15 protein-coding genes are annotated in these 11,895 nt (G+C 61.1%); 10 read left to right on the top strand and 5 right to left on the bottom strand.

Annotated features, from left to right (window positions below; genetic code table 11):
- Positions 1-77 precede the first annotated feature (77 nt).
- The 3 genes from ACQZ5H_RS19370 (at position 78) to ACQZ5H_RS19360 (ending at position 2,258) form a co-directional block, all read left to right on the top strand.
- A complete protein-coding gene (locus tag ACQZ5H_RS19370; protein ID WP_449098751.1) occupies positions 78-968 on the top strand; it encodes a DMT family transporter in 891 nt (296 codons plus the stop codon).
- Positions 969-1,450: 482 nt separating this feature from the next.
- On the top strand, positions 1,451-1,666 hold the full coding sequence (locus ACQZ5H_RS19365) for a cold-shock protein (protein ID WP_007534130.1): 216 nt from the start codon (positions 1,451-1,453) through the stop codon (positions 1,664-1,666).
- 178 nt (positions 1,667-1,844) lie between these two features.
- The gene (locus ACQZ5H_RS19360; protein WP_449098750.1) at positions 1,845-2,258 is read left to right on the top strand and encodes a BA14K family protein; all 414 of its coding nucleotides are present in this window, start codon (positions 1,845-1,847) and stop codon (positions 2,256-2,258) included.
- Positions 2,259-2,315: 57 nt separating this feature from the next.
- On the opposite strand, the gene ACQZ5H_RS19355 is transcribed toward ACQZ5H_RS19360, so the two are convergent.
- Entirely contained in the window at positions 2,316-2,960 is a 645-nt protein-coding gene (locus tag ACQZ5H_RS19355; RefSeq protein WP_449098749.1) for an MBL fold metallo-hydrolase, read from the bottom strand.
- A 260-nt stretch (positions 2,961-3,220) separates the two neighbouring features.
- Here ACQZ5H_RS19355 and ACQZ5H_RS19350 point away from each other — a divergent pair, with 260 nt between their 5' ends.
- From ACQZ5H_RS19350 to ACQZ5H_RS19330, 5 genes are all read left to right on the top strand, one after another.
- Positions 3,221-3,838, top strand: a complete 618-nt coding sequence (locus ACQZ5H_RS19350; RefSeq protein ID WP_112719308.1) for a DUF1236 domain-containing protein — start codon at positions 3,221-3,223, stop codon at positions 3,836-3,838.
- A gap of 278 nt (positions 3,839-4,116) precedes the next feature.
- Entirely contained in the window at positions 4,117-4,635 is a 519-nt protein-coding gene (locus tag ACQZ5H_RS19345; protein WP_112719309.1) for a MarR family winged helix-turn-helix transcriptional regulator, read from the top strand.
- Positions 4,636-5,334: a response regulator gene (locus ACQZ5H_RS19340; protein ID WP_112719310.1), complete on the top strand. Its 699-nt coding sequence runs from the start codon at positions 4,636-4,638 to the stop codon at positions 5,332-5,334.
- Positions 5,335-5,362: 28 nt separating this feature from the next.
- On the top strand, positions 5,363-6,739 hold the full coding sequence (locus ACQZ5H_RS19335; RefSeq protein ID WP_449098748.1) for an ATP-binding protein: 1,377 nt from the start codon (positions 5,363-5,365) through the stop codon (positions 6,737-6,739).
- A 7-nt stretch (positions 6,740-6,746) separates the two neighbouring features.
- The gene (locus ACQZ5H_RS19330; RefSeq protein ID WP_449098747.1) at positions 6,747-7,325 is read left to right on the top strand and encodes a DUF1349 domain-containing protein; all 579 of its coding nucleotides are present in this window, start codon (positions 6,747-6,749) and stop codon (positions 7,323-7,325) included.
- Here the strand turns inward: ACQZ5H_RS19330 and ACQZ5H_RS19325 are convergent, their stop codons facing one another.
- The 4 genes from ACQZ5H_RS19325 to ACQZ5H_RS19310 form a co-directional block, all read right to left on the bottom strand.
- Positions 7,326-7,667, bottom strand: coding sequence for a tRNA-binding protein (locus ACQZ5H_RS19325; RefSeq protein WP_112537855.1), 342 nt, complete (start codon positions 7,665-7,667; stop codon positions 7,326-7,328). It lies immediately after the preceding gene.
- Between the two features lie 8 nt (positions 7,668-7,675).
- On the bottom strand, positions 7,676-8,494 hold the full coding sequence (gene proC / locus ACQZ5H_RS19320) for a pyrroline-5-carboxylate reductase (protein ID WP_130277846.1): 819 nt from the start codon (positions 8,492-8,494) through the stop codon (positions 7,676-7,678).
- Positions 8,495-8,499: 5 nt separating this feature from the next.
- Positions 8,500-9,000: a type III secretion system chaperone family protein gene (locus ACQZ5H_RS19315; protein WP_112719315.1), complete on the bottom strand. Its 501-nt coding sequence runs from the start codon at positions 8,998-9,000 to the stop codon at positions 8,500-8,502.
- Between the two features lie 396 nt (positions 9,001-9,396).
- A complete protein-coding gene (locus ACQZ5H_RS19310) occupies positions 9,397-9,657 on the bottom strand; it encodes an accessory factor UbiK family protein (RefSeq protein ID WP_112719316.1) in 261 nt (86 codons plus the stop codon).
- A 192-nt stretch (positions 9,658-9,849) separates the two neighbouring features.
- Between ACQZ5H_RS19310 and lgt the strand changes: the two genes are divergently transcribed.
- Positions 9,850-10,698, top strand: coding sequence for a prolipoprotein diacylglyceryl transferase (lgt, locus tag ACQZ5H_RS19305; RefSeq protein ID WP_449098746.1), 849 nt, complete (start codon positions 9,850-9,852; stop codon positions 10,696-10,698).
- 21 nt (positions 10,699-10,719) lie between these two features.
- Entirely contained in the window at positions 10,720-11,820 is a 1,101-nt protein-coding gene (locus ACQZ5H_RS19300) for a class I SAM-dependent methyltransferase (protein WP_449098802.1), read from the top strand.
- The last annotated feature ends 75 nt before the right edge of the window (positions 11,821-11,895 follow it).

The raw sequence follows: 11,895 nt of genomic DNA, 5'->3' as shown, positions 1-11,895 counted from the left end.
TCATTCACGCTTGCTGAAACAAAACCCAGCTGCTAACCACGGCCATCACACCGTGCTCCCCGCAATCGAGGAATGACATGACTCGCGTTCAGGCGAACCTGTTGCTGTTGCTTGCTGCTGCCATCTGGGGCGGCGGCTTCGTGGCGCAGTCGACAGCGATGAAGGAACTCAGCCCGTTCTGGTTCATCGGCCTGCGTTTCGCCGTTGCGACGGCCGCTGTCCTGCCCTTCGTTCTGTTCGAGCGCCGCAAGGCTGCCGTCAAGACCAGCAGGCGCCATCTCGGCCTCTACCTGGCGATCGGCCTTGCCCTCTTCGGCGGCGCCGCGACCCAGCAGGTCGGCCTGCAGACGACGTCGGTCACCAATTCGAGCTTCATCACCGGCCTCTACGTGGTCTTCGTACCCGTCATCGCCGTGCTCTTCCTGCGCCGCCCGCCGCACTGGATCATCTGGCCGGGCGCCGTCATGGCAATCGCCGGCATCTACCTTCTGTCGGGCGGACATTTGTCGGCTCTGACTGTCGGCGATGGCCTGACCGTCATCTGCGCCGGCTTCTGGGCGATCCAGATCACGCTGGCAGGAACGACCGTCAAGGAAACCGGCCGCCCGCTCGCCCTGTCGGCCACGCAGTTTGCCATCACCTCGCTGCTCGCTCTCATCGTCGCCGCGATCTTCGAACCCGTCAGCCTCGACGCCATCATGGGCGCAGCACCCGAGATCCTCTATGTCGGCGTTTTCTCCTCTGGCGTCGCCTTCGTGCTGCAGATCATCGGCCAGCGATATACGACACCGTCGCAGGCGGCGATCTTCCTGTCGTCGGAGGCGCTGTTCGGTTCCTCGCTCGCCGCATTGATCCTTGGCGAGACAATCCCCCCAGTCGGCTATATCGGCTGTGCGCTGATGTTTAGCGCTATGCTTGTAGTCGAGGTGGTGCCCGAACTGTCGCGACGCCGCGCCCAAGCGGTCTGAAACCGCATCCACGGCACATCGCCGGAATGATTCGGAATTTTTTTTTGGGTGGGTCCGAAGACCCGCTCACGTTGTGTTTTTGGGAAAATCTGCTCACAAATTATATTGCAGACGATACAAAACGTTAATCATGCACCCGCGCGGAGCGATTTTTTGCGTTTTGGCGCAAATAGGACACCCGCGACGACTGTGCTCCTGAGGACACGTTAAAAAACTTTTGCTTGCCAATTCCCAATAATCACAGCAATCTCGCGGCGTTCGGGCATTTTGCGAGCATGGGAAGTCCTTAAGAAAGTGCGCGCCGGAAACGCTAATATTCCGGTCAGCCGGTCTCACAAGATGGGGAATAATCCCACCAAGAGACAGGCCGAGGTAGAGGGGACCTTTTTCTCGAAATTCAAGAACTGCCTGCTAGCGCTCCGGAAGGGGCATAATTGATGCTGCCCGTGTGGATGGCGGGCAGAGAGAAAAGGACCTGACGCATGGCCGAGACTGGCACTGTAAAATTCTTCAATACCGACAAAGGCTTCGGCTTTATCAAGCCGGATAAGGGTGGCGCCGATATCTTTGTACACATTTCTGCCGTTCAGGCTTCCGGCCTCGCCGGACTGACGGAAAACCAGAAGGTAAGCTTCGACACGGAGCCGGATCGCCGCGGCAAGGGACCGAAGGCCGTCAATCTTCAGATTGCTGGCTGAGCCCAAACAAGGCCGTCGAATTCGAGTTGAAGCCCGGCAGAAATGCCGGGTTTTGTTATTCAGCATCCGTTCAGATAGCCGCCACTATCGTCTCAACATTACGGCGCAGGAACCCGCAGCCGTCCTGAAGAGTTTTAAAGGCAGCACTTCCCGCTGTCTTGGAGAGTAGGACAAGATCATGAACACGATCGCAAAGACACTTCTTCTGACGGCCGCAGCCGCCGCTCTCAGCCTTTCCGCTGTCAGCGAAGCTTCCGCCGACAGCTGGCGCCACCACCATCACAATAACGACGCCTGGGTCGGCGGTGCCGTTGGCCTCGCAACCGGCCTCGTCGTTGGCTCGGCAATCGCCAGCCAGCCGCGCTACTATTATGATGAGCCGCGCTACGCAGAACCGGTTTACGAGCCGGAATACGAAGCCGTACCGGTCTACCGCGCTCCCCCGCGTTACTACGCACCGGTCCGCGCCGGCATCGAGCCCTGGACGCCGCAGTGGCAGCGTTACTGCTCGTACCGCTACCGCACCTTCGATCCGGGCACGGGCACCTTCATCGGCAACGATGGCCGCGAGCACTTCTGCACCGCCGGCTGATCGCCGCCCGATCTGATATAATGAAAGCGCCGCTCATCGAGCGGCGCTTTTCGTTTGTCAGATGCCCTGCAGGAACGGGTTGTTGCGCCGCTCGTCGCCGATCCGGCTACCCGGCCCGTGGCCGCAGATGAAGCCGACATCGTCCCCCAGCGGCAGCACCTTGTCGCGGATCGACGCCATCAGCTGGTCGTGGTCCCCGCCCGGCAGATCGGTGCGTCCGATCGAACCGTTGAACAGCACGTCGCCGAGATGCGCGAAATTCTGCGCGCGATTGACGTAGATCACATGCCCGGGCGCATGGCCCGGCGTGTGATAGACCTCGAACTCGTGATTGCCGAACGACACCTTGTCGCCGTCTTCCAGCCAGCGGTCCGGCTCGACATTCTTGAGACCGGTGATCCCGTATTTCAGCTGCTGTGTCTCGATCCGCTGCAGCAGCGGCAGGTCGTCCTTGTGCGGACCGACAATATCGATCCCCAGCGCCGCCTTGAGATCCTTGGCGCCGCCGGCATGGTCGAGATGGCCATGTGTTAGCCAGATCTCCTTGACCTTGAAGCCGTTCTCCTCGACCACCTTGACGATCGTCTCGACGTCGCCGCCGGGATCGACCACCACCCCCTCCTTGGTGTCAGGATCGAAAAGCACGGTGCAATTCTGCTGAAACGGTGTCACCGGAATGATTCCGGCCTGTAGCATACCCATTGGCGCCTCTTATGTTCTCTACCCGCCCCTATAGTCTGAATGGCGAGTGACGAAAGCAAGTTTTTATCGGCGCCTCACACCAAAGAGACAGGCTGTAACAACAGTTTATGACGGCGAAAAGCACCTTCCGTTCCGATTTTTCCTTTGAGAATCAACAGCCTGAAAGAACCTCCCGGCATGGTGGAAACAATAGGCTTACGCCTTTTGGAACCGGATGGTGAACGGTGCGCTTCCAGCCCGGTAAACAAGGAGAAATGCAAATGACCATGACGAGAAACATTTTCCTGGCAGGCGCCGTGCTTGTTGCAAGCGCGGGCTTTGCGCATGCGGAAATGGCCGCCACGGCCATCAACGATCTCAATGTCCGCGCCGGTCCCGGTCCGCAATACCCTTCCGTCGGCATCGCTACCCGCGGTTCGTCGGCCTATCTCGACGGCTGCATACAGGGCAGCCGCTGGTGCCGCGTCGATGTCAACGGCGTCCGCGGCTGGGTCTATGCCGAATATCTGCAGGTCCAGCATGAAGGCGCCCCTGTCGTCGTCGAGCAGAACCAGACGAGCCTCGGCGTCCCCGTCGTGACCTACGAGACGACGGCGAGCGTCGTTCCCGCCGAGCCGCAGCCCGGCCCCGGTGACGAGCTGCTCGGCCCGGTCGGAGACGTCGATGCGATCACGCCGCCGGCCGAAGTCCGCACCTATATCGACACAACGCCGGCGCAGACCGTGCAGCTCGGCGGTGATGTCGTCGTCGGTGCAGAGGTTCCGGCTGACGTGACCTTCCAGGAAGTCCCGAATTACGAATATCGCTACACCCGCATCAACGACCGCCCGGTGCTGGTCGATCCCGGTACCCGCCGCATCGTCTACGTCTATAACTGAGGCGGATGAGCGATCCGGAATGAAACAGAAAAGGCGGCCGCCTGGCCGCCTTTTCGCATTTCTGTGGACAAGTTTACTGCGAGGCGACTGTCCATCCACCGGCTCCCCGCACACCCAGCCTGTTGATTGTTGTCCCGATTGCGTTTTATCCACTGACGCACCGGGGAAAAATATGCGTTGTATTGGGAAGCGGAGACTGGCCGGGTTCGGGCGAAGACGAACCTCTGTCCGAGCTCTGCAAGGTCCGGGAGCGCCGAGAGCGGCCCGGAACGCATGGGATGAGAAAGGGAAATGACGTGGCGCCACGACAGACCAGCGCGAAAGCGGCCAAGCCTGAGCCGCTGTCCACGCCGATGGAAAACAGCGGCATCATCGACTTCGAAATCATCGAGCTGTTCTTCTTCGCCTATCGCGATTTCGTCTCCGATCCGGACGCCATTCTCGAGAAAAGCGGCTTCGGACGCGCCCATCACCGGGTAGTGCACTTTGTTAACCGTGAACCCGGCATGACCGTTGCTGATCTTCTGGATACATTGAAGATTACCAAACAGAGCCTCGCCCGAGTGCTCAAACAACTGATCGATTCAGGCTATATTAGACAAGTCGCGGGCCCGGAAGACCGGCGCCAGCGCAAGCTTTATCCGACAAAGACGGGGCGCGAACTGGCGCTTGCTCTGGCGGAGCCGCAATCGCGCCGCATTGAGAGGGCATTCGACAATGCTTCTCTTGAAACGCGCGAGAGCGTGAAGGCATTTCTGAGGGGCATGCGGGACAGGCAAACAGCGAAAGCGGACTGAATGGCGGGAAAGACAATCATTTCTGATGATGCGGCGCATCTGCTTGTCGTCGACGACGACACGCGCATCCGTGCACTGCTCAACCGTTACCTCACCGAAAACGGCTTCCGGGTGACCGTTGCCGCCGATGGTGCCGAGGCACAGCGCAAGCTGGCAGGGCTCGATTTCGACCTGATCATCATGGACGTGATGATGCCCGGCGAATCCGGCATCGACGTGACGCGCGGATTGCGGGCGATCAAAAACGTTCCCATCATCATGCTGACAGCGCTGGCAGAGTCCGACAATCGCATCGCCGGCCTGGAAGCTGGCGCCGACGACTATCTGTCGAAGCCCTTCGATCCGCGCGAACTGGTGCTGCGCGTCAACAACATCCTGCGCCGCAACGCCTCGGATGCGCCGAAGATCGAGCAGATCATGTTCGGCCCCTACACCTTCTCGCTGACCCGCAAGGAGCTGAAGAAGGCGGCGGAAGTGATCCGGCTGACGGATCGCGAGCAGGAAATCATGTTGCTCTTTGCCCGGCGCGCCGGCGACACCATCCCGCGCCACGAGCTGATCGGCGACGACGTCGATGTCGGCGAACGCACGATCGACGTGCAGATCAACCGTCTGCGCCGCAAGATCGAGGATGATCCGGCAAATCCTGTCTGGCTCCAGACGGTTCGTGGTATAGGATACAGGCTGAGCATCGATTGATGCTCCGGACGTCAGGATCGCGACAGAGATGGTGACATTCGAAAGCCTGCGGCGCGAAGAGCGCTTGCCCGCCACCGGTTGGAAGTGGTTCACGCGCTTTCTGCGCCGCCGCCTGCCGACGGGCATCTATGTCCGCTCGCTGCTGATCATCATCATGCCGATGCTGCTTTTACAGTCGGTCGTCGCCGCCGTGTTCATGGAACGCCACTGGCAGATGGTCACGCAGCGCCTGTCGATGGCCGTGACGCAGGACATCGCCGCGATCATCCAGATCATCGATACCTATCCGCAGGATGCCGACTACACGGCGATCACCAAGATCGCCCGCGAGCAGATGAAGCTGCAGATCTCGATCGAGCCGGACGGCGACCTGCCGCCGCCGCGTGAAAAGCCGTTCTTCTCGATCCTCGACGGCATCCTCTCCGATGAGCTCAACGACCAGATCAAGCGCCCCTTCTGGATCGATACGCTCGGCGATTCCAGTCTCGTCGAAATCCGCATCAAGCTCGACGGCAAGATCTTGCGTGTGCTGACTAAGCGCAATCAGACCTACGCCTCCAACACCCATATCTTCATCGTCTGGATGGTCGGCGCCTCGCTGGTGTTGATCGGCGTCTCGATTCTCTTCTTGCGCGGCCAGATAAGACCGATCCAGGCGCTGGCGGCTGCCGCCGAGAGCTTCGGCAAGGGACAGAAGGCCGAGAACTTCTATCCGCGCGGCGCCGACGAAGTCCGACGCGCCGGTCTCGCCTTCATCCTGATGCGTGAACGCATCGAACGGCAGATCGAGCAGCGCACGGCGATGCTCACAGGCGTCAGCCACGACCTGCGCACGATCCTCACCCGCTTCAAGCTGCAACTGGCGCTCGCGGGCAACAATCCCGACCTGCAAGGCATGGCCGACGACGTCAACGACATGCAATCGATGCTGGAAGCCTACATGGCCTTCGCCCGCAGCGAGATCGAAGAGGATGTCGGCGAACTGAAGATCAGCGAGATGCTCGCCAAGATCGAGACCGATTTCGCCCTGCACGAAAAGAGCTTCAGCTATTCGATCGAAGGCGATGACGAGATCGTCGTGCGCCCCAACGCCTTCACCCGGCTGGTCACCAATCTCGCATCGAACGCCCGCCGCTATGCCAGCACGCTGAATATCGAGGCCAAGCATGGCTCCAAATGGCTGACGCTGACCTTCGATGACGACGGCCCCGGCATTCCCGAAAAGAACCGTGAAGACGTCTTCAAGCCGTTCTTCCGCCTCGACGAGGCCCGCAACCTCGATGATTCGGGCACCGGCCTTGGTCTCGCTATCGCCCGCGACATCGCCCGCAGCCATGGCGGCAACGTCACGCTCTCCGACAGCCCGCTCGGCGGCCTGCGCGCCGTCATTCGCGTTCCCGCGTGAGTGTTCGATGAGCATTTTCGAGAAAATGACCTGGCTCAACCCGCCACCCTCGGCGGAAGTCCGCGACGGCGCGCTGCACGCCCGCTCCGGCGAGAAGACCGATTTCTGGCAAGGGACCTACTACGGCTTCCACCGCGACGACGGCCATTTCCTGCATCAGCAGCGCAACGGCGATTTCACCGCCGAAGTCACCTTCTCCGGCCGCTACGAAGCGCTCTACGATCAGGCCGGCCTGATGATCCGCGCCGACGAGCGCCGCTGGATGAAATGCGGGATCGAATATACCGACGGTGCCATGCATTTCAGCACCGTCGTCACCAACGGCAATTCCGACTGGTCCGCCTTCCGCATCGACCACGCCTTCGCGCAGATGTCGGCCCGCGTCACTCGCAACGGCGACGCCCTCTTCATCCAGTACCGCACCGATGTCATGAAAGAATGGCGCATGGCGCGCCTTGCCTGGTTCGATCCCGCGATCGAAACCCTGATGGTCGGCCCCGCCTTCTGCTCACCGCAACGCGCCGGCTTCGAGGCAACCTTCCATTCCTTCACGCTGACCGACCCGGTCTCGCGCGATATTCACTGATCACATCAACTTCTTGCCGTTGGGCACCGGCTTGTCCGTCGCCGCCAGCACGATCGCGCCGGCTTCGTCCTCGAAGCCGAGGGTCAGCACTTCCGAGCGGAAGGGGCCGATCTGGCGGGGCGGGAAGTTGACGACGCCGAGGACCTGGCGGCCGACGAGGTTGTCGAGATCGTAGTGCACGGTGATCTGTGCCGAGGACTTCTTGACGCCGATCTCGGGGCCGAAATCGATCAGCAGCTTGATCGCCGGCTTGCGCGCTTCCGGAAAAGGCGAGGCCTCGATGACCGTGCCGACGCGGATGTCGACACGCTCGAAATCGGCATAGGTGATTTCGTCAGCCATGATCCGCCTCAGCCAGCCAGTTCCTGGGCGCGCGTGCGCGCGGCCTCGAGAGCCTCGTCGAACAGCGGCTGCATCCCCTTCTCCGCCATCAATACGGAAAGTGCGGCAGCGGTCGTGCCCCCGGGGGAGGTGACGTTCTGGCGAAGCTTGGAAGCGTCGTCGGGGGACTGGTGGAGAAGTTCACCAGCCCCCGCGACCGTTTCCCGTGCAAGACGCATGGCGAGGTCCGCCTGCAGGCCAAGTTTACGGCCTGCCTCAGCCATGCACTCGACGAGATAAAACACGTAAGCAGGGCCGCTGCCCGACAGCGCAGTAACGGAATCGATGTCGGACTCGGCCGGAACCCACTCAACAGGACCGGATACGCGAAGAAGAGAATGAACGCGGTCGCGCTGTTCGGCGCTGACCTTGGCATTGGCAAAAGCACCGGTGACGCCGCGGCCAACCATGGCAGGCGTATTCGGCATGGCGCGAACCATCGCGGCTTCGCCGAGATGCTTCTCGAGGAAACCGAGCGTCTTGCCGGCAGCGACCGAAACCACGACCGTATTCGGCCCGACCGCATGCTTCACCGGCGGCAGCACCGCTTCCATCACCTGCGGCTTGACCGCGATGAACAGAACACCGGCCTTCAGACCGGCAGGCGCCGCCGTCACATGCGTCGCACCCGCATCTTCGATCGTTTTCATCATCGCCGGCGACGGGCCGGGATCGACGACGACCACGGAGGAACCGGGGACGCCGTTCTTCAGCCAGCCGGAGAGCATCGCGCCCCCCATATTACCGGCACCGATGAGAACGATAGGATCTGCAGAGACGCTGGACATGAGAATTACGCTTCGCCGACGGTTTCGAAAAGAACGGCTTCCATCGCCTTGGCGGCATCGAGGCCGGACCAGATGACGAACTGGAATGCCTGATAATAGGCTTCGCAGGTATCGAGCGCGCTAGAAAGCAGCACTTCGACCTGACGGTTGGTGGGCTCGGCGCCGCCTGCGAGGAGCAGCGACTGGCGGAAGATGATCACGTCTTCCTGGCGCCACAGGTCGAAGTGGCCCATCAGCACCTGGCCATTGATGGCAGCCAGAAGCTTGGTGACTTCGTTGACGCGATTTTCCGGCACCTTGATATCGAAGGCGCAACCGAGATGAAGAGCTTCAAACTCTTCCATCCAGGAAAAGGAGATGTGGTAATCGGCCCACTTCCCCTCGACCGTCATCGCGATCTCGTCCTCGCCTGACCGTTCAAATGCCCAGTCATTATTGGCGGCGACGTACTCGATCATATCGACCGGGTTCGACTGACGCTCGAATTCCAATTCCATCAGGCTCATGCAGCACCTTCTTGACCGGGAATGAATGCGACTGACTTGGGTCTACACAACACAAGAAAAGACACACGCAAATACCGGAACACCAATTCGATGACCCTTGAACCGCAACCCAGGCTTAACGCAGAAAACCTGCCTGGAGCTTACCGCCGTCCGGTTCGAATCATCATTTAAAATCAGTGTATAATCAGACCGGCGACAAGCCAGCCCCCGGCTGCCTTATTTCCCGAAAGGTACTGTGGACAGCTTCTCGAAATCGGATTCAGGAGGGGGATATAAATGACTCTGCCCATTGGCTTTTTTGGCAGTGTCCACAGGTGGATAAAGGCACCTGATTTTTTGGTCTGAGATGCGGCGTGTCGCAAATGCGCCACACCACATCTTGTAGCAAAACGGGAATTACTTCTTCTTGGCGGCTAGCTGCGCTTCGAGAGCGGCGACTCGTGCCAGCAGCGCATCGTTCTCGTCACGCGCCTTGATGGCCATTTCGCGTACGGCCTCGAATTCCTCGCGCTTGACGACATCCATGCTGTTCAGCCAGCGCTCGGCCTGCGCGCTGAAGGCCGTCTCGACCTCCTTGCGCACGCCCTGGGCAGCACCGGCCGCATCGGTCATCAGCTTTGCGAATTCGTCCATGATGCGGTTTGCTCCAGTCGTCATGGCGGTTTTCTCCTTCGCACCACATGTTTCTTCAGGCTCGAAGCCTCTGAAATTGAGGTAGGGCTTCGCCGTTAAGGATGCAAGCGCTTTGCTCTGGATAAGAGCCCGCCTCGCCCTGCCCTGCCTCACAATCGACTTGACCGCCTCGTATCGCAACGCCATGGTCCGCGCACATCAACGGGTGGGAAAGCCTTGCCGACTGCAGCCAATCTCATGGCAATCATGCCATTTCCGGATATCGATCCGATCGCATTTTCGATCGGGCCGCTCGCTGTTCACTGGTATGGCCTGGCTTATGTCGTCGGCATCATGCTCGGCTGGTTCTATGCACGCCGCCTCGCCGGCAATGACAGCCTCTGGCCGGCAAACGCCTCGCCGATCACCAAGACACAGCTCGACGACTTCGTGGTCTGGGCTGCCCTTGGCATCGTGCTGGGCGGCCGCATCGGCTATATCCTCTTCTATGATATGCCGGCGGTGATCGAGAGCCCGATCCGCGCCATCCAGATCTGGAACGGCGGCATGTCCTTCCACGGCGGCATCACCGGCACGACGCTCGCCATGATCCTCTTTGCCCGCAAGAACAACATCCCGATCTGGAGCCTGTTCGACATCGTCGCCGGTGTCGTGCCGATCGGCCTGTTCTTCGGCCGCATCGCGAATTTCATCAATGGCGAACTCTGGGGCCGTCTCGCCGATGTGCCCTGGGCAGTCGTCTTCCCGAGCGGCGGTCCCTTTGCCCGTCATCCAAGCCAGCTCTATGAAGCCGGTCTCGAAGGCATCGTGCTGCTCTCGGTTCTGGCGCTTCTGATCTACGGCTTCCGCGCCCTGAAATCGCCGGGCCTCATTTCCGGCGTCTTCGTCTGCGGCTATGCGCTGTCGCGCATCTTCGTGGAATTCTTCCGCGAGCCGGATGCGCAGCTTGGCTATCTGCTCGGCACAGGCTGGCTGACCATGGGGATGGTGCTGTCCTTCCCGATGATCCTGCTCGGCCTCTGGGCGATCGTGCGCGCCCGCCGCCAGGTCGCGCTGCAGAACTAACGCAGACCGGACGTGACCACCATGACCACCGCACTCGGTGAAAAGATCAAGGCGATCATCCAGGCGAACGGCCCGATCAGCGTGACCGATTACTTCTCGCTGTGCCTCGCCGATCCCGAACACGGCTATTACCGTGTCCGCGAGCCCTTCGGCCGCTCCGGCGATTTCGTCACTGCCCCTGAAGTCAGCCAGCTCTTCGGCGAGATGATCGGCGTCTTCATCGTCCATGCCTGGCAGCAGCACGGCACTCCGGCTGGTGTCCGCCTCGTCGAGATCGGCCCCGGCCGCGGCACGATGATGTCGGACATGCTGCGCGTCATCGCCCGCCTGGCGCCGCCGCTCTTCGAGAACATGAGCGTGCACTTGGTCGAGACCAGCGAGCGCCTGCGCGACGTCCAGAGCCAGACGCTGGAAGCCCATGAAGGCAAGATCGCCTGGCACAATGACTTTGACGAAGTACCGCCCGGTTTCACGCTGATCGCGGCCAACGAACTCTTCGACGCCATCCCGATCCGCCAGTTCGTCAAGACGCAGACCGGCTTTCGCGAGCGCATGGTCGGCCTCGGCGCGGACGACGAGCTTGTCTTCGCGGCGGGTGTCGCCACCATCGACCCCGCCCTCCTCCCGGATGGCGCCCAGTCAATGCCGGCGGGTACGCTTTTCGAATTTTCGCCCGCGCGCCAGTCGGTGATGCTCGCCATCTGCGAGCGTCTCAAGGCTTTCGGCGGCACCGCGCTTGCGATCGACTACGGCCACCTCGTCAGCGGCTTCGGCGATACGCTGCAGGCCGTGCGCATGCACGAATTCGATCCGCCGCTCGCCAATCCCGGTGAGGCCGACCTGACGAGCCATGTGGATTTCGAACATCTTGCCCGCACCGCCGTCGGCGCCGGGCTGCATCTGAACGGCGCCCTGCATCAGGGCGATCTCCTCGTCGGCCTCGGTATTCTCGACCGCGCCGCCGCGCTCGGCCGCGACCGCGAGCCGCGAACGCAGCAGATCATCCAGAGCGCCGTGGACCGCCTTGCCGGCTCCGGCGAGGGCCGGATGGGCGAGCTTTTCAAGGCGATGGCGGTCTCCTATCCCGCCGTCGACCTCATGCCTTTCCGCCCGGTGGATTGACAGAGCGCGCCGCCCTGCGCCAACATCCGGCGCAATCAACAATGCTTCACCGGACGATCCGGTGAACAATGAACC

It is taken from the genome of Rhizobium sp. 21-4511-3d (assembly GCF_053522545.1).
Note: the sequence above shows the minus strand (reverse complement) of the source record. Positions and strands in the feature narration are given on the sequence as shown.

Bases quoted from the DNA above. Each gene is read 5' to 3' on its own strand.
- ACQZ5H_RS19370 (WP_449098751.1), top strand. From the start codon at position 78: ATGACTCGCGTTCAGGCGAACCTGTTGCTGTTGCTTGCTGCTGCCATC.
- ACQZ5H_RS19365 (WP_007534130.1), top strand. From the start codon at position 1,451: ATGGCCGAGACTGGCACTGTAAAATTCTTCAATACCGACAAAGGCTTC.
- ACQZ5H_RS19360 (WP_449098750.1), top strand. From the start codon at position 1,845: ATGAACACGATCGCAAAGACACTTCTTCTGACGGCCGCAGCCGCCGCT.
- ACQZ5H_RS19355 (WP_449098749.1), bottom strand. From the start codon at position 2,960: ATGGGTATGCTACAGGCCGGAATCATTCCGGTGACACCGTTTCAGCAG.
- ACQZ5H_RS19350 (WP_112719308.1), top strand. From the start codon at position 3,221: ATGACCATGACGAGAAACATTTTCCTGGCAGGCGCCGTGCTTGTTGCA.
- ACQZ5H_RS19345 (WP_112719309.1), top strand. From the start codon at position 4,117: ATGAGAAAGGGAAATGACGTGGCGCCACGACAGACCAGCGCGAAAGCG.
- ACQZ5H_RS19340 (WP_112719310.1), top strand. From the start codon at position 4,636: ATGGCGGGAAAGACAATCATTTCTGATGATGCGGCGCATCTGCTTGTC.
- ACQZ5H_RS19335 (WP_449098748.1), top strand. From the start codon at position 5,363: ATGGTGACATTCGAAAGCCTGCGGCGCGAAGAGCGCTTGCCCGCCACC.
- ACQZ5H_RS19330 (WP_449098747.1), top strand. From the start codon at position 6,747: ATGAGCATTTTCGAGAAAATGACCTGGCTCAACCCGCCACCCTCGGCG.
- ACQZ5H_RS19325 (WP_112537855.1), bottom strand. From the start codon at position 7,667: ATGGCTGACGAAATCACCTATGCCGATTTCGAGCGTGTCGACATCCGC.
- proC (WP_130277846.1), bottom strand. From the start codon at position 8,494: ATGTCCAGCGTCTCTGCAGATCCTATCGTTCTCATCGGTGCCGGTAAT.
- ACQZ5H_RS19315 (WP_112719315.1), bottom strand. From the start codon at position 9,000: ATGAGCCTGATGGAATTGGAATTCGAGCGTCAGTCGAACCCGGTCGAT.
- ACQZ5H_RS19310 (WP_112719316.1), bottom strand. From the start codon at position 9,657: ATGACGACTGGAGCAAACCGCATCATGGACGAATTCGCAAAGCTGATG.
- ACQZ5H_RS19300 (WP_449098802.1), top strand. From the start codon at position 10,720: ATGACCACCGCACTCGGTGAAAAGATCAAGGCGATCATCCAGGCGAAC.